This window comes from Roseateles sp. YR242, assembly GCF_900109745.1.
GTDB lineage: Bacteria > Pseudomonadota > Gammaproteobacteria > Burkholderiales > Burkholderiaceae_C > Roseateles.
Genome location: NZ_FOAV01000001.1, coordinates 355,614 through 375,547 on the forward strand (window position 1 = coordinate 355,614; position 19,934 = coordinate 375,547).

Below are 19,934 nucleotides of genomic sequence, written 5' to 3' on the forward strand. Positions count from 1 at the left end.
GTCCTGATTACGGCGAGGCCGTGGAGACCACCGCACCGGTGTGCGACTTGCCCCAGACGTAGGCGGCCAGCACGCGGATCTGCTCGGTGCTCAGGCGCGAGGCATGCTCGGGCATCACGTTGTGCTTGCCGTTGTTGATCATCGCGACGATGGCGGGCTCACCCCAGCCGTGCAGCCAGATCTTGTCGGTCAGGTTGGGGGCGCCCAGCGCCTGGGTGCCCTTGCCGTCCATGCCGTGGCAGGCCGCGCAGGCCACGAACTTGGGCTTGCCCAGCGCCGCAGCCACCGAGTTGTGCGGGCTTGCGGACAGGCTCAGCACATAGTGGGCCAGGTTGTGCACGTCCTCCCCGGTGCCCACCGCCGCCGCCATCGGCGGCATGGTGCCCTGACGGCCCTGCGTGATGGTCTGGATGATGGTGTCCGGGTCTCCGCCGTACAGCCAGTCGGTGTCCGTCAGGTTGGGAAAGCCCTTGGAACCCTTGGCATCCGCACCGTGGCAGCCGGCACAGTTATTGGCAAACAGGCGCTCGCCAATGCCCTGGGCCTGCGGGTCACGGGCCAGGGTCTCCACCGGCATGGTGTCGAAACGGGCATAGACCTGGTGCATGGCGGCCTGGGCCTTGGCCTGCTCGTCCTGGTACTGCCGCTCGCTGGTCCATCCCAGCGTGCCGCCAAAACTGCCCAGGCCGGGATACAGCGCCAGGTAGATGCCACCCACGATGATGGTCAGTACGAACAGGCCCATCCACCAGCGCGGCAACGGGTTGTTCATTTCACGGATGTCTTCGTCCCACACGTGGCCGGTGGTGTCATCGGTGGACATCACGCGGCGGCGGCTGGCGATGATCAGCAGGGCCATGCAGAAGATCAGCCCGCCGACAGTACCGGCGATAACGAACAGCGACCAGCCGTTCGAGATGAAATCACTCATGACGGACTCCTTCGGGCGCCTGCTCGTCGCCCAGGAAGGGCAACTGGGCCAGGGCCTGCAGTTCTTGTTTGTTGCGCTTGGCGTAGGCCCAGCAGACGATGCCCAGGAACATCACAAAGGACAGCAGCGTCACACCGGCACGCAGGTCATTGAGATCGAGGTTCATCACATCCTCCTCAGCGCTTCATGGCGGTGCCCAGCACCTGCAGGTAAGCGATCACGGCTTCCATTTCGGTCTTGCCCTTGACCTCTTCGGCCGCGGCGGCGATTTGCTCATCGGTGTAGGGAACCCCCACCGTGCGCAACGCCCGCATGCGCGGCGCCATGTCCGCCGGGTCCACCTGGCCGGTGGCCAGCCAGGGGTAGGCCGGCATGTTGGATTCCGGCACGAGGTCGCGCGGGTTGGTCAGGTGCAGGCGATGCCATTCATCGCTGTACTTGCCGCCGACGCGGGCCAGGTCCGGCCCGGTGCGCTTGCTGCCCCATTGGAAGGGGTGGTCGTAGACCGATTCGCCGGCCACCGAATAGTGGCCGTAACGCAGCGTCTCGGCCCGCAAGGGGCGGATCATCTGCGAGTGGCAGTTGTAGCAGCCCTCGCGGATGTAGACGTCCCGCCCAGCCAGCTGCAGCGCGGTGTAGGGCTTGAGGTTCTCCACCGGCTCGGTGGTGGAACGCTGGAAGAACAGCGGCACGATCTCGATCAGGCCGCCCACCACCACGGTGAGCAGCACCAGCACGATCATCAGGAAGTTGCTGGTCTCGATGCGCTCGTGACCAACCGGTTTTGCATGGGCTTCAGCCATGGCTTTCTCCTTGTTCTGGTGGTCGGGTCAGGCGGCGGCCAACGCGGCGCCCCCCACGGTCGGGATGGGCTGCGGGCGCACCGTGCCGACACGCACCGTCATCACCACGTTCCAGGCCATCAGGCACATGCCGCTGAGGTACAGCAGGCCGCCCAGCAGGCGCACCACATAGAACGGATAGGTGGCCTTGACGCTTTCCACGAAGGTGTAGACCAGCGTGCCGTCCGGGTTCACCGCGCGCCACATCAGGCCTTGCATCACACCGGCGATCCACATCGCGGCGATGTAGAGCACGATGCCCAGGGTGGCGATCCAGAAGTGCAGCTCGATGGCGCGGGTCGAATACATCGACGTGCGACCGTACATGCGGGGGATCAGGTGGTAGAGCGATCCCATGGAGATCAGGCCCACCCAGCCCAGCGCGCCGCTGTGCACGTGGCCGATGGTCCAGTCGGTGTAGTGCGAGAGCGCATTCACCGTCTTGATGGACATCATCGGGCCCTCGAAGGTGGCCATGCCGTAGAAGGACAGCGCCACGATGAGGAACTTCAGGATGGGGTCGTCACGCAGCTTGTGCCAGGCGCCGCTGAGTGTCATGACGCCGTTGATCATGCCGCCCCAGCTTGGCGCCAGCAGCACCAGCGAGAACATCATGCCCACGCTCTGGGCCCAGTCGGGCAGCGCGGTGTAGTGCAGATGGTGGGGGCCCGCCCACATGTAGGTGAAGATCAGCGCCCAGAAGTGGACGATGGACAGGCGGTAGCTGTAGACCGGGCGGTTGGCCTGCTTGGGGATGTAGTAGTACATCATCCCGAGGAACCCGGCGGTCAGGAAGAAGCCCACCGCGTTATGGCCGTACCACCACTGCACCATGGCGTCCTGCACGCCAGCGTAGGCGGAGTAGCTCTTGGTCCAGCTCACCGGAATCTCGGCACTGTTGACGATATGCAGCAGCGCGACCGCCAGGATGAAGGCGCCGAAGAACCAGTTGGCCACATAGATGTGGCGCACCTTGCGGATGCCGATGCTGCCGAAGAACACCACGGCGTAGCTGACCCAGACCAGGGCGATCAGGATGTCGATCGGCCATTCCAGTTCGGCGTATTCCTTGCCACTGGTCAGGCCCATGGGCAGCGTGATGGCGGCCAGCACGATGACCAGTTGCCAACCCCAGAACGTGAACCAGGCCAGTTGAGGCGCAAACAGCCGTGTGTGGCAGGTGCGTTGCACCACGTGAAAAGCAGTGGCCATCAGCGCGCAGCCGCCGAAGGCAAAGATCACCGCGTTGGTATGCAGCGGACGCAGGCGCCCGTAGCTCAACCAGGAGATGCCGAAATTCAGCTCCGGCCAGGTGAGCTGCGCGGCAATGATGACGCCGACCAACATCCCGACCACACCCCACAGCACCGCAGCGAGGGCGAAGGCGCGAACCACGCCGTCGTCGTAGCTGGGAAGTGCTGTCCCTTCCTTGCGTAGAACCCCACTCATTGACGCTCCTTAACTAACCTATTTGGTATTAGGGTCATTTTTTGGCAGCGCGTCACGGAGCGTCTTGATGGGAATCAACCTTCAGGCTCGTCCTCGAGGATTCGTTGTCCTTCACGGTCCAAATCCTCGGATTCCCATTGGCCGTTGTATAAAGCCCACCCGAAAACGCCCAGGATGAGCAGCACCAACACCACCGACAGCGGGACAAGAAGAAAAAGAATGTCCATGGTGTTCAGCGTTTTCCGAGCCGGGCGGCATTGGCGATGACGGCGGCCGAACTGAGCGCCATTCCCAGCCCCGCCGCCCAGGGCGGCAGCCAGCCCGCCAGCGCCATCGGCACACAGGCCGCGTTGTAGAAGAGCGCCCAGCCGAGGTTCTGCCGCACCACGGCCACGGTGCGGCGAGACAGCGCCACGGCCTGCGGCAACGCAGCCAGACGCGGCTGGACCAGCAGGGCGTCCGCGCTGGCCTCGGCAAGGTCGGCCCCCTGCCCCATGGCCATCGAAGCGTGGGCGCGTGCCAGCACCGGGGCATCGTTGATGCCGTCGCCCAGCATCAGGACATTCGCCCCTTGCGCCTGCAACTCGGTGACACGCGCCAGCTTGTGTTCCGGCGTGGCCTCCCCCTGCCAGTGCGGGATGCCGGCACGCCCCGCAGCCAGCGCTACGCGCGCCATGCGGTCGCCGGACAGCAGCTCGACCTGCAGGCCCAGCGCCAGGCAGGCAGCCACGGACGCCGCCGCGTCCTCGCGGAGCTGTTCGTCGAATCGCCACGCGGCCAGGGCGACGCCGTCGCGCGCCAGCACCAGTTGTGAATCAGCCATTGGCACCGGCGCGGCGCTGGCCCAGGCGGGGGAGCCCAGGCGCCAGATGCGGCCCTCAGCGTCCGTGGCCTCCAGGCCGCGCCCGGCGTGTTCATGGGGCTGGGTGGATGTTGTGCCCACGGTCATCCATCGAGGCCCGACCGCCTGGGTGGCCGCTGGTGTCATGCGCCCGGACTGCAGCGCCAGCAACAACGCTCGCGACAACGGATGGTGAGACGCAGCAGCCAGCGAGAACGCCGCAGCGGCGTCCTCCGCGGGCAGCGTCGTCGGCCATTGTTCGGCCAGGACCAGGCGGGTGTCTGTCAGTGTGCCGGTCTTGTCCAGCACCACATGGGTGGTCCGCGCCAGCGATTCGATGGCCTCCAGCCGGGACAGCAGCAGCCCGTCGCGGGCCATGCGCCCGGCGGCAGCGACCCACGCAGCGGGCGCCGCCAGGGACAGTGCACACGGGCAGGTGACGATCAGGACCGACACCGCCACCGCCACCGCGCGAGACGGGTCGATGAACTGCCAGGCGATGGCCGCGCCCAACGCCAGTACCAGCACACCCACCAGGAACACGCCGGCCATGCGGTCGGACGCCTTGAGCAGGGCCGGCCGTTCCTGGAAGGCCTGCTCCATCAGGCGCTGCAGGCCGGACAGCCGAGTCTCGCCGCCCACTTGCCGCACCCGCAACAGCAGCACACCATGCAGATTGACGCTGCCCGCCAGCATTTCGTCGCCCGGCGCCTTGGGCACGGGGCGTGATTCGCCGCTGAGCAGGGATTCGTCGGCGGCGCCGCTGCCCAGCACCACCACCGCATCTGCCGGGAGGCGCTGCCCGGCGAGGACACGGATGGTGTCGCCGCGCGCCAGCGCCTCGGGAACCACCCATTCGCTGGCGCCGTCGTCCCGCAGCCGTTCGACCTGGTCAGGCATGGCAGTCGCGACCTGCTCCAGGGCTTCTGCCCCACGGTGCCGGGCCCGCAATTCCAGGTAGCGCGCCCCCAGCAGGAAGGCGACGAACATGGTGATGGAGTCGAAATACACTTCGTGGCCGAATGGGCCGCCCGGGGCCAGCGTGGCCCCGGTGCCGGCCACAAAGGCCACCGTCAGCCCCAGCACCACCGGCACATCCATGCCCAGGCGGCCGCCTCGCCATTGCATCCAGGCGGACTGGAAGAACGGCCCGGCGGCCATCAGCATCACCGGCAAGGTCAGCACCCACTGGCCCCAGCGCAGCAACGCCTCCAGATCGGGCGTCATCTCGCCGGGGGCCGCCACGTAGGCCGGCCAGGCCAGCATCATGACCTGCATCATCAGGAACCCGGCCACGAACAGCCGCCACACGGCCTGGCGATGCTCGCGGCGTCGCAACTCGCGAGTGGGAGCGGCCAGATCTGGGGCGCAGTCGTAGCCGGCACGTCGCAGCTCGCGGCGCAATTGCGGCAGGGACACGTCCGCCGGGGCCCAATCCAGCGTCAGGCGTTGGGTGGAAGGGCTGACCCGGGCGGCCGACACGCCCGGCTGGCGAAGCAGCAGGGCCTCAATGAGGCCGGCGCAAGCCGCGCAATGCATGCCGGACAGCCGCAACCGCGAGCGGGCGACCGTGGCGGTGGTCCATTGGCTGAAGGCGAGGAAATCCGGGGCGGCGGCTTCGGCGGGCGGCATGCCGGCGATGATGTTCGAAACCCCGAAGAGGTCATATGGCCAATATCAAGATTTCGATCGGAACCCCGCGCGCCACCGTGGGAAATCGGGCGTATTGCCACAGCGGCAAACCCTGTCGGCGGCTTTCAACAAACACTTGATCTGGGTCAAGCGATAAAACCCCCAATAGCAGCGCACCGGCCAGCGAGGCGCCAAATGGAGGACGCCCCAGCAGGCGTGGCGTCAATAAAAACGCCCCAGCACGCGGGGCATCAATGAAAACGCCCCGGCCAGCGGGGCGTCAATGAGAACGCCCCGGCCAGCGGGGCGCCAATGAGAACGCCCCGACCAGCGGGGCGTCAATGAGAACGCCCCGACCAGCGGGGCGTGGAGGGCTGGCCCTGCGACCAGGTCACAGCCTCAATGCTCAGGCGAAGTTGGCCTGAGCAAATTCCCAGTTGACCAGACTCTTCAGGAAGGTCTCGACAAACTTGGGGCGGGCGTTGCGGTAATCGATGTAGTAGGCGTGTTCCCACACGTCGATGGTCAGCAGCGGCTTGTCGGCGGTGGTCAGCGGGGTGCCGGCGGCGCCCATGTTGACGATGTCGACCGAGCCATCGGCCTTCTTCACCAGCCAGGTCCAGCCGGAACCGAAGTTGCCCACGGCGCTCTTTTGGAAGGCTTCCTTGAAGGCGTCGTAGCTGCCCCACTTGGCGTTGATGGCGTCAGCCAGCGCGCCGGTCGGCGGCGTGCCGCCATTGGGCTTCAGGCAGCTCCAGAAGAACGTGTGGTTCCAGATCTGGGCGGCGTTGTTGTAGATGCCACCGGAGGAGGTCTTGACGATCTCTTCCAGCGTCTTGTTCTCGAACTCCGTGCCCTTTTGCAGGTTGTTCAGGTTGTCCACGTAAGCCTTGTGGTGCTTGCCGTGGTGGTACTCCAGCGTTTCAGCGCTGATGTGCGGGGCCAGGGCAGTCTTGTCGTAGGGCAGATCGGGAAGAACGTGTTCCATGAGGCACTCCTCTTGTTGAGTTGGGACAAAGATCGCGGCGATTGTAGGCAGCTAAATGGGGATGTCCTTCAGAGGGGATTAGGCATTCGCCCCCCCTCACCGGTTCAGTCCCCGGTACCCGGCTCCTGCTGGCGGAGACGGTCCACCGTCAGGTCCGCGGCACCATCGGCCAGTACCGCTCGCAAGGACTGACCCTCGCGAAGCTGGCTGACCGAGGTCAGCGCCCCGCCCTGCCCATCGTCCAGCCAGGCAAAACCACGCTGCAGCACCTGCCGGGGGTCCAGCGCCTGCAATCGGGCGGCCAGGGCCTCCAGGCGGCGGTTGTCCCGCTGAGCCTGCTGCGGCAAGGCGCGGGTGAGGCGGTCTTCCAGGTGGTCCAGGCGCTGCTGGCGATGGACGGTGGCGCGGGGCAGCAGTTGCCCCAGGCGTTGGGCGTACAGATCCAGCCGCTGCTGCCGCTGGCTCGTGGCGCGGGGCAGCAACTGCCCCAGGCGTTGCCCGAACAGGTCCAGCCGGCGGCGTTGCCGGTTCAGCGCATCGCCAGGACGAGCCAGGCGCAGGGCCAGGCGGTCCAGGCGCTGGGATGCGCCATCCAGCCGCTGCTCCAACCGGCGCTGCAATTGGCGTTCGATGTCCGCCAGCACCTCCAGGCACTGCTGGCGCGAGATGGTGGCCAGCTCGGCCGCCGCCGTAGGGGTGGGCGCGCGCACGTCCGCCGCCAGGTCGGCCAGGGTGATGTCGGTCTCATGGCCGACGCCACAGATGATGGGGAGTTCGGAGCTGGCAATCGCCTGCACCACCCGCTCATCGTTGAAAGCCCAGAGGTCCTCCAGCGAACCACCGCCACGCACCAGCAGCAGCACCTCGGCATCGGCCCGTTCGTTGGCAGCCTCGATGGCGCGTACCAGCGCTGGCGGCGCCTCCGCCCCCTGCACCGGGCTGGGGTAGACGAAGACCTGCGCATGCGGCGCACGCCGCGCCAGGGCGGTCAGCACATCGTGCAGCGCCGCGCCGGCCGTGGACGTGACCACGCCAATGCGCCGGGCATAGGGTGGCGGCACCCGCTTGCGGTCGGCGTCGAACAGGCCCATAGCCTCCAGACGGGCCTTCAGCCGCAGGAACTGCTCATAGAGAGCGCCCTCGCCGGCCCGGCGCATGGATTCCACGATGAACTGCAGTTCGCCGCGCGGCTCATACAGCGCCAGGCGGCCCCGCACCTCCACGGCATGACCATCCCGCGGGGAGAAGTCCATCAGGCTGGCTGCCCGCCGGAACATCGCGCAGCGCATCATCGCGGCCTGCCCGTCGCCATCCTTCAGGCTGAAATAACAGTGGCCGCTGGCCGCCCGGGTAAACCCGGAGAGCTCGCCTTGCACCGTCAATACGGGGAAGCGCGCCTGCAATGCGTCGGAAACGGCCGTCAACAGGGCCGCCACGCCCCACACCATTCGTGGCGATGCGGCTTGCGGGGCGTCAATCACCTGCAAACCCAAGCGTGGTGCGGGTCCGGAACTCCACAGCCGCGTCAATGCTGGTCCTGCGGGCCATCTTGCCCGTCATGCGGCCGTCACATATCGATAAGCGGTTGTTTTTCAAAAGCTTTTTCCTGCTGAAATTTTGAGCACGGCAATCTTTGTCCCTTGGAGACGGGCCATGTGGCGTTTGCTCACGCGGTTTCCCACAAAGTTATCCACAGGAATGGTGGATGTTTGTAAGGTCTTGTGTGGGAGACCGGGGGGATGCTCGGCGGGACCCCGGCATGGCGCCATAATGCGCCCGCCGGGCAGAGAGTTGCCCGAACGGAGGGATAGCCTTGTTTTCGATCATACAAGCCGCTGGATGGCCCATCTGGCCCTTGCTGCTGTGTTCCGTGGTGGCCTTGGCCCTGATCATCGAACGCCTTGTCAGCCTGCGCACCAGCCGAGTGGCGCCAGAAAGCCTGATCGAGGAGGTTCTGGGCGTGACGCAGCTCCAGATCCCCAGTGGGGATGTGGTCAACAAGCTGGCGGAGAACTCGCTGCTGGGCCAGGTGCTCGCCTCGGGCCTGCGTGCCGCGCAGACCGATGCACGCCTGTCAGAGCCGCGCATGCGCCAGGTCTTTGAGCTGGCGGGCCGCCATGCCATCCATCAGATGGAGCGCTACCTGAACACCCTGGGCACCATCTCGGCCGCCGCGCCGCTGCTGGGCCTGCTCGGTACGGTGGTGGGCATGATCGAGATCTTCGGCAGCCAGGGGCCGACGGGTAACAACCCGACGATGCTGGCGCACGGCATCTCCATTGCGCTCTACAACACGGCCTTCGGCCTGATCATCGCCATCCCGTCGCTGATGTTCTACCGCTACTTCCGTGGCCGGGTGGAAGCGTATGTGGTGGACATGGAGCAGGCCAGCGAACGTCTGCTGAACCACCTGACCAGCCGTGGCTCGTCGTCGTCCTCGACGTCGTCAGCCTCGTCCGCTGCGCCGGCCGCCAGGTCTTCGTCCAAGGCAGCCGCCAAATGAAGTTCCGCCGTCGCCAGAGCGAGGAGCCGGAGATCAACCTGATCCCGTTCATCGACGTGCTGCTGGTCGTGCTCATCTTCCTGATGCTCTCGACCACCTACTCGAAGTTCACGGAACTCCAGGTGACGTTGCCCACGGCGGATGCGCAGACGATGAAGGACCGCCCGGCGGAAATCATCGTTGCCATCTCGGCGGACGGTCGTTACGCGATCGACAGCCAGTCGGTGGAAGGCCGCAGCGTGGACCTGCTGACCGCGGCTCTGCAAGCCGCAACGCAAGGCAAGCAGGACCCGATACTGATCATCTCCGCCGATGCCGCCACCCCGCACCAGGCGGTGATCAACGTCATGGACGCGGCCCGTCGCGCCAACCTGCCGCGGCTCACCTTCGCCGCCAACAAGCCCCGGGAATGAGCCGGGGCTCGCTGGAGGAACGGCTGCAACGGGCCTGGCGCGACAACGACCGCCTCGCCCATCTGCTGCGCCCGCTCGGTGCGCTGCATGCCGCCATCCTCAAGTTTCGTGTCGGGCTTTACCGCCTGGGGCTGAAACGCGCCGCCAAGCTGCCGGTGCCCGTCATCGTGGTGGGCAATTGGGTGGTCGGCGGCGCGGGCAAGACACCCACCACCCTCGCCATTCTCGACATCCTGGCCCGCGCCGGTGTTCGGGCGGGGGTCATTTCGCGCGGCTATGGCCGCGCCAACGAAGAATCGATCCGCGTCATCCAGGAGGGCGACCGGGCCGCCGAGGTCGGCGACGAGCCGCTGATGATCGCGCTGCGTGGCCGGGTGCCGGTGGCCGTGGGCCGCGACCGCGTGGCCACGGCCAAGGCGCTGCTGGCGGCCCACCCCGACCTTCAGCTGCTGGTCTCCGACGATGGCCTCCAGCACTGGCGCCTGCCGCGCCAGCTGAGCGTGCTCGTTTTTGATGAACGCGGCCTGTCCAACGGTCGGCTGCTGCCCGCCGGCCCGCTGCGCCAATCCCGCCAGTTGCCACCGCCCCCTGGCAGCAGTGCGCGCCAGCTGGTGCTGTATTCCACCGGCCTGCGCAGCACCGGCCTGGCCGGTTATGTGGGCGTGCGGCAGTTGGCCGGCGCCACTGCCCTGGCAGACTGGTGGCGAGGCGAAGCGCCCCGCCTGGAACGCCTGCATGCGTTGCGCAACAAATCCCTGATCGCTGCGGCCGGCCTGGCCCGACCACAGCGCTTCTTCGACATGCTGGGTGACCAGGGCCTGAGCTTCCGCGCCCTGCCCCTGCCTGACCACGCCACGCTGGACCCCCTGCCCTGGGCACGTACCGATGAGGTGTTGATCACCGAAAAGGACGCCGTCAAATTGCGCCCCGAAGCGCTGCAGGGCTGCCGGATCTGGGTGGTGGCGCTAGACTTCCAACCCGAACCCGCATTTGAGGAGGCGCTGCTCCTGGAGCTCAAGCGCCTGCTGCCCGATGGACCATAGACTTCTTGACATGCTGGTGTGCCCCGTCTGCAAGGGCCCGCTGGAAGACCGCCGCAACACCGCCCCCGGCGCCACGCTCGCCAGCGCCGCTGTGAAGGCGCTGCCGCCGCGCGAACTGGTGTGCCCGGCCGACCGCCTGGCCTTCCCCGTGCGGGACGGCATCCCCGTCATGCTGGCCAATGAGGCCCGCACACTGGACGCCGAGGGCGAACAGGCATGAGCGCAGCGTCGAGCGCTTTGCCGTTCCACATCGTCATTCCCGCCCGGCTGGCCTCCACGCGCCTGCCCAACAAGCCGCTGGCGGACATCGCTGGGGCGCCCATGATCGTGCAGGTGGCCCGGCGAGCCGCGCTGGCCGGTGCCGCCCAGGTGGTGGTGGCCACGGATGCCGAAGCAGTGCGAGCAGCCTGTGAGGCGCACGGCGTGCGCGCCCTGATGACCCGCGCGGACCATGCCAGCGGCAGCGACCGTCTGGCCGAGGCCAGCGAGCAGCTGGGCCTGCCCGACGACGCGCTGGTGGTGAATGTGCAGGGGGATGAGCCCCTGATCGCCCCCGGGATGATCCGCGCCTGCGCGGAACTGCTGGCCCAGCGCCCGCAATGCCAGATGGCCACGGTGGCACACGCCATCGACGATGACGCCGAGTTCACCAACCCCAACGTGGTGAAGCTGGTGACCGACGCCCAGGGGCTGGCGCTGTATTTCTCGCGCGCGCCCATTCCCTGGTGGCGGGATGCGCCCGGCGCCGGTGCCCGTATCCGCCCTGGTGCGGTCCTGCGGCATGTGGGCCTGTACGCCTACCGTGCGGGTTTCCTGCGGCGCTTCCCGACGCTGCCGGTCAGCCCGCTGGAACAAATCGAGGCCCTGGAGCAGTTGCGCGTGCTCTGGCATGGTGAACGCATCGCCGTGCATGTGAGCGACGAACGCCCGGGACCGGGCGTGGACACGCCGGAAGACCTCGAGCGCGTGCGTGCATTGATGGCCTGAAGCGACGGCCCGGTCCCTTCTCACAGGCCGCCGCAACGGCGGACCGTCTTGCCAAGGGCTGCCGCAACGGCGGACCGTCTTGCCAAGGGCCGCCGCAACGGCCCTTCGAACCCCGTGAATCGAGCCTTCTCCGTCGCCCGCCCGGGTTACAGGAGTTGTTCATGACGGCGGAACGTCAGCGGGGCGAAGGCCAGCACATGCTATCCTCGCCCGCAGTTTTCGAGGGCGCGTCACGTCTTTTACCGGCCGTGACGCGCTTTCTTCCCTGTATCGAGGAGACCCATGCGACTGATTCTTCTGGGCGCCCCTGGCGCCGGCAAAGGCACCCAGGCGGCCTTTATCTGCCAAAAGTTCGGCATCCCGCAAATCTCCACCGGCGACATGTTGCGTGCCGCGGTGAAGGCTGGCACTGAAATGGGCGTCGCGGCCAAGAAGGTGATGGACGCTGGCGGCCTCGTCAGCGACGACATCATCATCGGTTTGGTCAAGGAACGCATCACGCAGCCGGACTGCGCCAAGGGCTTCCTGTTCGACGGCTTCCCCCGCACCATCCCCCAGGCCGACGCGATGAAGAATGCAGGCGTGAAGCTGGACTTCGTGCTGGAAATCGCCGTCCCTGACGAAGCCATCATCGAGCGCATCAGCGGCCGCCGGGTGCATGCGGCCTCCGGCCGCAGCTACCACCTGAAGTTCAACGCCCCCAAGGTGGCCGGCAAGGACGACGTCACTGGCGAGGACCTGATCCAGCGCGACGACGACAAGGAAGAGACCGTCAAGAAGCGCCTGGAGGTCTACCAGTCGCAGACCCGTCCGCTGGTGGACTACTACGCCACCTGGGCGTCCAGCGGCGACGCACAGGCCCCGCAATACCGCCGCATCGAAGGCATCGGTTCGGTGGACGAGATCACCAGCCGCGCGCTGGCAGCGCTGGCCTGAGGCCGGCGCCGCGCCCTCGCGCCCCACAAAGGCGGCCCTCACCCGGCCGCCTTTTTTGCACACAACAATTGACGTTAACGTCAACGGAAGGAGACAAGCATGGACATCGCCAACAAGGTATTCATTGTCACAGGCGGCGCTTCGGGCCTTGGTGAAGGCACCGCCCGCATGCTGGCGCGCGAAGGCGGCCAGGTGGTGATTGCGGACCTGCAGGTGGAACGTGGCGAGGCGCTGGCCCGGGAACTGGGCGGCCGATTCGTGAAATGCGATGTGAGCCAGGAGGCGGATGCGCAGGCCGTCGTGGACGCGGCGGTGGCGCATGGCAAGCTCATGGGCCTGGTGAACTGCGCCGGCATCGCCCCCGCCGCCAAGACCGTGGGCAAGGACGGGGCACATCCGCTGGCCACCTTCTCCAAGGTCATTCAGGTCAACCTGATCGGCAGCTTCAACATGATCCGGTTGGCGGCGCAGGCCATGGCGGCGAATGAGCCCGAAGCCACCGGTGAACGCGGGGTGCTGATCTCCACCGCCTCGGTGGCCGCCTACGACGGCCAGATCGGCCAGGCGGCCTATGCGGCCTCCAAGGGCGGGGTCGTGGGCATGACGCTGCCGATCGCGCGGGACCTGGCCCGCAATGGCATCCGCAACATGACCATCGCGCCCGGCATCTTTGGCACGCCCATGCTGTTCGGCATGCCCCAGGAGGTGCAGGACGCGCTGGCGGCCAGCGTACCCTTCCCGTCCCGCCTGGGCCGTCCGGAGGACTATGCCAAGCTGGTGCAGCAGATCATCACCAACGACATGCTCAACGGCGAGGTGATCCGCCTGGACGGTGCGATCCGGCTGGCGCCGCGCTGAACTGCTGAGCGAACGCGCAAGAGTTGATCTCCTGCGCCTGCCCGGCACACTGCAGGCGACCTCATCGCCTGCCACTGCGGGCCGACCGAGAAGCGGGCCACAGACCCGCTCGGCTTTCCTGATGCCACCGTCGTCAGCACGGCCTTCGGCATCTATCTGGTGGACCCCGCGCAGCGCATCCAGCTGGCGCTGCTGGCGAACTGCCACGATAGCGCGACGACATAGCTATGTTGTTCAGCGCCTTTTCGACTGGATCGAGCGCTCGGGCCACGATGGGGCCCAGGCAAAGCATGCGCGGGCACGCGCCAGCATCGCGGCTGCCATCCAGAAGGAGAAGGCGCGCGGCTGAGTCGGTCCACTGGGATGGCCGGTACGCTGACGATCCAGGGGGGCAATATCACCATGCGTAAATCACTGTTTGTCATCTCGGACTTGCACCTGGGCGGCGGCGCCGGCTTCCAGATGTGTTCGCCAGCGGGTCTCGACCGGCTGGCCCAATTCATTCGCTATGTGGGCACGCAGCGCGAAGCCGCCCAGGAGACGCGCCTGGTCATTGCCGGCGACATCGTCGACTTCCTGGCCGAAGAGGAGTTCACCTCTTTCACGAACGACGATGACAAGGCGGTGCGCAAGCTCCAAGCCATCATTGATTCGACCCGACCGATCTGGACGGCCTTGCACGACCTTGTCGCCACTGGCGGTCGGCTGACGCTGATGCTGGGGAACCATGACATCGAGCTGTCACTGCCCGGACCGCGCCGGCTGTTGATGCAGACCCTGGGCGAGAACGTAGAGTTCCTCTACGACAACCAGGCCTTCGTGGAGGGCTCAGTGCTGATCGAGCACGGGAACTGCTACGACAAGTGGAATGTGGTGTCGCACGACGCGCTGCGCGAGATCCGCTCGGCCCTGTCCCGGCGCGAAGTGCCCATCGACTACCAAGGCCCGCCCGGGAGCCAGATGGTCCAGCAGGTACTGAATCCCTTGAAAGCCAAGTACCCCTGGGTCGATCTGCTGAAGCCAGAGACCTCGGGCATGGTGCCGATCTTGGCCGTGCTGGACCCGGCAGCGATGAAGCATGTGGCGAAGATTGCCAAGCTGGCCGCGAAGAGCATGCGCTCGCGCTTCGACGAGAACGGCATCCCCACCGATCCGGGCAACATCCGCGCCGAGTTCGCCCAAGCGCAGGCACTGCAGGACCCGATGATCCAGCTGGCCATGCATCTGGCCGATATGGACGATCTCCAGAACATCTCTTTTCTCGACGGCGCGAGCGATCTGCTGACGCGGCTGAAGGAAGCGACTTACGACGCGGTCACCAGGGAGATCTACGCCCGCCTGCTGCAGGCACTTCGCAGTTACGCGAATGACCACCGTCAGGCCTTCGATTCGCGCACCGAGATCGACGAATACCTGAAGCCGGCACAGGCAGCGGCGCGCAGGGGCTTCGAGGTCGTCGTGTATGGCCATACGCACCTGGCCAAGCGCGTGGCTCTCGACGTTGAGGGCGCGGTCTACCTGAACACCGGGACCTGGGCTGATCTGCTTCGCGTGCCGGAGACCGTGCTGGCCGACGACGACACCGCGGCGCTGGCGCAGCTGCGCGGGTTTGTGGCTGATCTCGCCACCAACAAGTTGGAGAGCTGGCGTTGCCAGTTGCCCACCTTTGCACGCATTGACCTCGACGGCGCGAAGGTCACCGGCAAGGACGTGTTCGTGTTCGAGCCCGACGGTGCGGTGAGCCGCCTGCCACAGGGGCCGCTCACGCTGCTGACCTATTCGCGGGGCGAGTGATGCTGGACATCGAGCAGATCAGCCAGGCCTGCGGGTGCATCACGTCCATTAGCCTGAACGGCGTCAAGTCGGTCGGCACCGGCTACCTGATCGGACCGCAACGCATCGCGACCTGTGCCCACGTCATCGAGCGGGCGGTGCCCGAAACGATCAGCGTGGTCTTCGGCGATGAGATGCTCTCGGCCACGATTCTGTGCGTGGACCGCGACAACGACTGCGCGGTGCTGGAGCTCGAGCGTGCCCCCGGCGCGGCGCCGCTGACGCTGGGCGGCGGTTGCAGCTGGAAGGCCGCCTGGGATGGCTTCGGCTTTCCAGGGGTTGGCAAAGGCACCGGCGTCACTTGCTCGGGCATCGTCAGCCACCCCAAGGCGCGGGATGACCTGGGGCGCGACGTGCTGGAGCTGACCTCGCCCGAAGCGGCAACAGGCATGGCGACGCCACTGCATGGGTTTTCGGGCAGCCCCGTGCTGGTCAACGGTGTCGTCGTCGGCCACGTGAAGCGCTTTCTTTCCGACCCTGACAACCCGCTTCGGCCTGCCTTCGGCAAGGTCTATGCCGTGCATGCCCGCAGCGTGCTCGATCTGCTGGCAGCGCAGGCGCCGGCGCATGCCGATATGGCGGAGCCCCCCACCACAGGGTCACCGGACAACAACGAGCAGGTGTCCAAGGTGCTGGACCTGCTCAAGCGTTGGGCCGGCAAGGACATGCCGTTTGAGCAGGCTCGGCTGAGCGCTGCCGAAGCACTGATCCAGCTGAGTGCGCCCGAACGCGCGCTGGAGGTACTGAATGCCTGCGGCCTGAGCTTGCGCGATGAACAGTTGCGGGCCCTGGCTATGGCCAAGACCGGTGACCCGGCGCAACTCGAAGCGGCGACCAGCCGCCTGGAGAGTTTGTGGGCAAGCCACACGGATGGCGAGACCGGTGGCTTACTGGGCGGGCGCTACAAGCAGCAGTGGCGGGCCTCAGCCAACATCGCCAAGCTGGAGCAGGCCCACGAGACCTACCTGGCCGCATTCCAGGCCAGCGGCAAGTTCTATCCCGGCATCAACGCCGCCTCCACCGCACTTTGGTTGAACAAGACCGAGGCATGCCGTGAGATTGCCAGGCAGGTCCTGCAATCGCTGAATGCCGTGCCCTTGCAGGCTCGCGACGTGTGGTTCCATGCAACGGAGGCCGAGGCCCAGCTGCTGCTTGGCGATCTGGCCTTGGCCAAGACCTGCTATCAACGGGCTGTCGGCTTGTGCAAGTACGCGGCAGAAACCATCGCAACGATGCGCTCGCAGGCTGAGACCAACCTGCAGAAGCTGGGCCACGACCCTCAAGTGTTCAATCTGCTGTTTACACCGCCGCCTTGATGCATTCCAGCTCGGCCAGGCGGCGGCCGGCCGCGCATTGCTTGCCCATCCTGTGCACCGCCTCCCGTGGTTTGGCCGCCAGCTCGGCGACGGGCGCGTTGCCCGGGGTCCTACCAGGCCCTCCGATTTGCATTCGAGTGCAACCCTGCGGCATCAGGCAATGCCCGATGCCGCATCGTCACATCACTTCTTGCCCGAGCGGGACACCACGAGCCACAGGCCCGCCAGATCGGCCGAACCGTCCGTGCCCTTCACGTTGCGCCAGGTGGCTTGAGCCTTGCTGGTTTCGCCAGCCAGGTACTGCGCCAGACCCTGGTAGAGCTTGGCATCGTCCGGGCGCTTGAAATTGCCCTTGGCGATGCCGTCGTCGATCAGCTTCAGCCCGGCAGGCTTCTGGCCACGTTGCACCAGCGCCAGGCCCAGCTTGACCAGATCGTCGCCTTCGCGCGCGCTGCGGGCAGCCTGCTCGTTGGCGGCCTGGGCAGCCACAGCCTCTTGAATGCGCTTGTCCAGCAGGTCAGCCAGGCGCTTCGGACGGCCATTGTCGTCCTGGGGCTTGAGCACACCAGCGGCGAAGCCCTTCTCCACGACCTTCTTGCCCTCTTCCGGGAAGCCGGCGGCACCGGCCAGCTGGGCCAGTTCCATGTAGTCGTTGGCACCGGTCATGTTGTCCGTGACCAGGCGCAGACGCAGCACGTCCAGCTGATAGCGCGAAGCGCTGAAGCCCTTCTTGCTTTGCAGCCCGCTCAGCGCCACGCTCCACAGCCTGGGCGTGGGGTAGTAGTTCAGCAGCTTCTGGGTGAGCTGGGACGCCAGGGCGCCATCACCCTTCTTGTCCGCGGCCCACAGAGCCGTGTTCAGGGTTTGCTGGGCGGGTGTGCGGCCGGCCTTTTCGTCCGCCTGGATCTCGGCCAGTGCATCCTTCAGCATCGGGCCGACGTCGCCAGACTTCATCTGGGCCTGGGTCTGCACCTGCTTCATCGTGGGGCTGTTGCCACCAGCGGCGAAGTACTTGTTCGACCAGTCCAGCGCCTTGGCGGTGTTGCCAATCCGCAGATAAGTGCCGGCGATGGCTTCCATCATGGGCAGCTTCTGGGCAGCAGGCAGGCGGCCGGCGGCGTTCAGGGCATCAAAACCCTTCACCATGGCATCGGCATCACCGGTGCGCGAGGCCGCAGAGATGCGCAGACCTTCCAGCGCGGCGTTCTCGTCCGCATTGCGGCCGGGCACGGCTTCGGCTTCACGAAGTTTGGCCAGGGCCTCAGGGGCCTTGCCGGCCTTCAGCAGATCGGACGCGGCCTTCAGATGCTTGCCCACATCGGGACGCACCTGGGCGGCCGCCTGGGACATCACACTCAGCGTGCCCTCGGGCGTTTGACCCAGCACCAGGGCCGCGGCACCAACAGCGGCAGTGGCCAACAGTTTCAGTTTCATTCGCTTGCTCTCCTACGAAGAAAAACGCGCCGCCCTTACGGGCAGCGCGTTCTGTTCTATCACCAAATCAGGCAGCCATCAGTTGATGAACTGTTCGTTCCCGACCATGGCCATCTTCTTGACGCCCAGCCGCTGCGCGGAAGCCATCACTGCCGCCACATAGCCATATTCGGCCAGCTTGTTCGGCTTGATGTGCACTTCCGGCTGGTCCGGGATCGCAGTGACCTCGGACAGCTTGGATTCAAGTGCGGCATGGCTGGCCAGGGCCTGGCCGTCCCAGAACACCGTACCGTCGAAGTCGATCGCCACTTCGTGGACGATCGGTTCGACCGGGTGTTCGTTGGGCCGCGGCGGCGGCATGTCCAGGTTGACCGAGTGCAGCTGGATCGGGATGGTGATGATCAACATCACCAGCAGCACCAGCATCACGTCGATCAGCGGCGTCGTGTTGACGTCCAGCATGGTTTCTGGCTCGTCACTGCCGCTGGAGCTTCCAACATTCATACCCATTGTTCAGCTCCTTCAACCGCCCCGAGCGGGCGGCTCGGTGACGAACTTGATGGACATGATGCCGGCGCGCTGGCACGCAAACATCACCTTGCCCACATTCTCGTAGCGCGATTTCTCGTCGCCACGGATGTGGACTTCCGGTTGAGGATTCAGAACCGCCACCTTCTTCAGACGTGCCACCAGTGTTTCCGTGTCCGGAACCAGTTGCACGCCCCAGTAGATGTCGCCTTCCTTGGTCACCGCAATTTCGATGTTCTCCGGCTTGGTGACGCGGACGGCATTCGTCTCTTTCGGCAGGGTCACCCCCACCGATTGCGTCACCACGGGAACGGTGATCAGGAAGATGATCAGCAACACCAGCATCACGTCCACGAGGGGCGTGGTGTTGATGGTGGAGACCACCTCGTCGTCGCCACCGGACGAACCTACGTTCATCCCCATATTGAGTCTCCGGGACTTCGAGTATTAACGGCCGGCGACCTTGCGGCTGCCCATCAGGACGCCGTGCAGGTCAGCAGCGAAGGCACGAACCTGGCCCATCACCGACTTGTTGCGGTTGACCAGCCAGTTGTAGCCCAGCACGGCCGGAACAGCCACGCCCAGACCGATGGCGGTCATGATCAGGGCGGCGCCCACGGGGCCGGCCACCTTGTCGATCGAAGCCTGGCCAGCCACACCGATCTGGGTCAGCGCTTGCAGGATGCCCCACACCGTGCCGAACAGGCCGATGAAAGGAGAGGTCGAGCCGACGGTCGCCAGGAAGCCCAGGCCGCCTTGCAGACGCGAGTTCACTTCGCCCACAGCGCGGTCGATGTTCATCGTCACCCAGGTGTTGTGATCGATGTTCTCGGTCAGGGCACCTTCGTGATGATCGGAAGCTTCCACGCCGGTTTGGGCGATGTAGCGGAAGGCGCCGGTTTCGCTCAGGCCCTTGATGCCTTCAGCCAGCGAGGCCTTCTTGAAGAAGGTGCTGCGGACTTCCTTGGCTTCACGAGCGATCTTGGAGGTGTCCCAGAGCTTCGTGAACAGGATGTACCAGGAACCCAGCGACATCACGAACAGGATCGCCAGAACGATCTGGTCCACGATGTTGCCGTGAGCAACGATGTTGCCCAGGCTGTAGGGGTTATCAACCTTGGCGGGAGCAGCCGGAGCAGCTTCAGGAGCAGCAGCGGGGGCAGTGTCAACAGCCGGAGCAGCCGTCGTCTCGACGCCAGAAGCGGCAGCGGACGCTGCGTCCTGCGCATGAGCGACCAGGGGGGACACGGCCAGGGTCGCGGCGCACGCAACGGCCGCAAACAAGGCAGACAGACGAGAGATCATGGAGGTGGCTCCTACGCAAAAAGTCTTGAACTCAGGTTGAGAGAGGCGGGGCGCGTCAGGCGCCCCGTTTTGTTCGATCAGATCGGCCGGGAACC

General features: G+C 66.1%; 21 protein-coding genes. 9 read left to right on the forward strand and 12 right to left on the reverse strand.

The window, feature by feature from the left end:
- Nucleotides 1–7: 7 nt before the first annotated feature.
- From ccoP to xseA, 8 genes are all read right to left on the reverse strand, one after another.
- Nucleotides 8–931 (reverse strand): cytochrome-c oxidase, cbb3-type subunit III, encoded by a 924-nt coding sequence (gene ccoP, locus BMY53_RS01550; protein ID WP_092942923.1) that lies wholly within the window; start codon nucleotides 929–931, stop codon nucleotides 8–10.
- Entirely contained in the window at nucleotides 924–1,097 is a 174-nt protein-coding gene (locus tag BMY53_RS01555; protein ID WP_092942925.1) for a cbb3-type cytochrome oxidase subunit 3, read from the reverse strand. The genes ccoP and BMY53_RS01555 overlap by 8 nt, the downstream gene beginning before the upstream one ends.
- Before the next feature lie 10 nt (nucleotides 1,098–1,107).
- The gene (gene ccoO, locus BMY53_RS01560) at nucleotides 1,108–1,734 is read right to left on the reverse strand and encodes a cytochrome-c oxidase, cbb3-type subunit II (RefSeq protein WP_092942928.1); all 627 of its coding nucleotides are present in this window, start codon (nucleotides 1,732–1,734) and stop codon (nucleotides 1,108–1,110) included.
- Between the two features lie 27 nt (nucleotides 1,735–1,761).
- Nucleotides 1,762–3,222 (reverse strand): cytochrome-c oxidase, cbb3-type subunit I, encoded by a 1,461-nt coding sequence (gene ccoN, locus BMY53_RS01565; protein ID WP_092942930.1) that lies wholly within the window; start codon nucleotides 3,220–3,222, stop codon nucleotides 1,762–1,764.
- A gap of 74 nt (nucleotides 3,223–3,296) precedes the next feature.
- On the reverse strand, nucleotides 3,297–3,449 hold the full coding sequence (gene ccoS, locus BMY53_RS01570) for a cbb3-type cytochrome oxidase assembly protein CcoS (protein WP_092942932.1): 153 nt from the start codon (nucleotides 3,447–3,449) through the stop codon (nucleotides 3,297–3,299).
- A gap of 5 nt (nucleotides 3,450–3,454) precedes the next feature.
- On the reverse strand, nucleotides 3,455–5,695 hold the full coding sequence (locus BMY53_RS01575; RefSeq protein ID WP_092942934.1) for a heavy metal translocating P-type ATPase: 2,241 nt from the start codon (nucleotides 5,693–5,695) through the stop codon (nucleotides 3,455–3,457).
- Nucleotides 5,696–6,101: 406 nt separating this feature from the next.
- Entirely contained in the window at nucleotides 6,102–6,683 is a 582-nt protein-coding gene (locus BMY53_RS01580) for a superoxide dismutase (RefSeq protein WP_092942935.1), read from the reverse strand.
- A 104-nt stretch (nucleotides 6,684–6,787) separates the two neighbouring features.
- On the reverse strand, nucleotides 6,788–8,119 hold the full coding sequence (gene xseA, locus BMY53_RS01585) for an exodeoxyribonuclease VII large subunit (RefSeq protein WP_255369980.1): 1,332 nt from the start codon (nucleotides 8,117–8,119) through the stop codon (nucleotides 6,788–6,790).
- 377 nt (nucleotides 8,120–8,496) lie between these two features.
- On the opposite strand from xseA, the gene BMY53_RS01590 reads away from it, so the two are divergent.
- The 9 genes from BMY53_RS01590 (at nucleotide 8,497) to BMY53_RS01630 (ending at nucleotide 16,572) form a co-directional block, all read left to right on the forward strand.
- Entirely contained in the window at nucleotides 8,497–9,186 is a 690-nt protein-coding gene (locus BMY53_RS01590; RefSeq protein WP_092942938.1) for a MotA/TolQ/ExbB proton channel family protein, read from the forward strand.
- The gene (locus BMY53_RS01595; protein WP_092942940.1) at nucleotides 9,183–9,599 is read left to right on the forward strand and encodes an ExbD/TolR family protein; all 417 of its coding nucleotides are present in this window, start codon (nucleotides 9,183–9,185) and stop codon (nucleotides 9,597–9,599) included. The genes BMY53_RS01590 and BMY53_RS01595 overlap by 4 nt, the downstream gene beginning before the upstream one ends.
- A complete protein-coding gene (lpxK, locus tag BMY53_RS01600; protein WP_092942942.1) occupies nucleotides 9,596–10,642 on the forward strand; it encodes a tetraacyldisaccharide 4'-kinase in 1,047 nt (348 codons plus the stop codon). The genes BMY53_RS01595 and lpxK overlap by 4 nt, the downstream gene beginning before the upstream one ends.
- Nucleotides 10,632–10,862 carry a Trm112 family protein gene (locus BMY53_RS01605; protein ID WP_092942944.1) on the forward strand — a complete coding sequence of 77 codons (231 nt, stop codon included), beginning with the start codon at nucleotides 10,632–10,634 and terminating at the stop codon, nucleotides 10,860–10,862. The genes lpxK and BMY53_RS01605 overlap by 11 nt, the downstream gene beginning before the upstream one ends.
- Nucleotides 10,859–11,629, forward strand: a complete 771-nt coding sequence (kdsB, locus tag BMY53_RS01610) for a 3-deoxy-manno-octulosonate cytidylyltransferase (protein WP_255369981.1) — start codon at nucleotides 10,859–10,861, stop codon at nucleotides 11,627–11,629. Before BMY53_RS01605 ends, kdsB begins: the two co-directional genes overlap by 4 nt.
- Nucleotides 11,630–11,911: 282 nt before the next feature.
- Nucleotides 11,912–12,565 (forward strand): adenylate kinase, encoded by a 654-nt coding sequence (gene adk, locus BMY53_RS01615; protein ID WP_092942948.1) that lies wholly within the window; start codon nucleotides 11,912–11,914, stop codon nucleotides 12,563–12,565.
- A gap of 99 nt (nucleotides 12,566–12,664) precedes the next feature.
- Nucleotides 12,665–13,423 (forward strand): 3-hydroxyacyl-CoA dehydrogenase, encoded by a 759-nt coding sequence (locus tag BMY53_RS01620; protein ID WP_092942950.1) that lies wholly within the window; start codon nucleotides 12,665–12,667, stop codon nucleotides 13,421–13,423.
- 363 nt (nucleotides 13,424–13,786) lie between these two features.
- Nucleotides 13,787–15,217 carry a metallophosphoesterase gene (locus tag BMY53_RS01625; RefSeq protein ID WP_092942952.1) on the forward strand — a complete coding sequence of 477 codons (1,431 nt, stop codon included), beginning with the start codon at nucleotides 13,787–13,789 and terminating at the stop codon, nucleotides 15,215–15,217.
- Nucleotides 15,217–16,572, forward strand: a complete 1,356-nt coding sequence (locus BMY53_RS01630; RefSeq protein ID WP_092942954.1) for a S1 family peptidase — start codon at nucleotides 15,217–15,219, stop codon at nucleotides 16,570–16,572. The genes BMY53_RS01625 and BMY53_RS01630 overlap by 1 nt, the downstream gene beginning before the upstream one ends.
- A 183-nt stretch (nucleotides 16,573–16,755) precedes the next feature.
- Here the strand turns inward: BMY53_RS01630 and BMY53_RS01635 are convergent, their stop codons facing one another.
- The 4 genes from BMY53_RS01635 to BMY53_RS01650 all read right to left on the reverse strand — a co-directional run bounded on the left by BMY53_RS01635 (nucleotide 16,756) and on the right by BMY53_RS01650 (nucleotide 19,839).
- Nucleotides 16,756–18,006: a hypothetical protein gene (locus BMY53_RS01635; RefSeq protein WP_092942956.1), complete on the reverse strand. Its 1,251-nt coding sequence runs from the start codon at nucleotides 18,004–18,006 to the stop codon at nucleotides 16,756–16,758.
- 78 nt (nucleotides 18,007–18,084) lie between these two features.
- Nucleotides 18,085–18,516, reverse strand: coding sequence for an ExbD/TolR family protein (locus BMY53_RS01640; protein ID WP_177200666.1), 432 nt, complete (start codon nucleotides 18,514–18,516; stop codon nucleotides 18,085–18,087).
- A gap of 12 nt (nucleotides 18,517–18,528) precedes the next feature.
- Nucleotides 18,529–18,957 carry an ExbD/TolR family protein gene (locus tag BMY53_RS01645; RefSeq protein ID WP_092942960.1) on the reverse strand — a complete coding sequence of 143 codons (429 nt, stop codon included), beginning with the start codon at nucleotides 18,955–18,957 and terminating at the stop codon, nucleotides 18,529–18,531.
- Nucleotides 18,958–18,981: 24 nt separating this feature from the next.
- Complete coding sequence (locus BMY53_RS01650) at nucleotides 18,982–19,839, reverse strand: MotA/TolQ/ExbB proton channel family protein (RefSeq protein WP_092942962.1); 858 nt, start codon at nucleotides 19,837–19,839, stop codon at nucleotides 18,982–18,984.
- Between the last annotated feature and the right edge of the window lie 95 nt (nucleotides 19,840–19,934).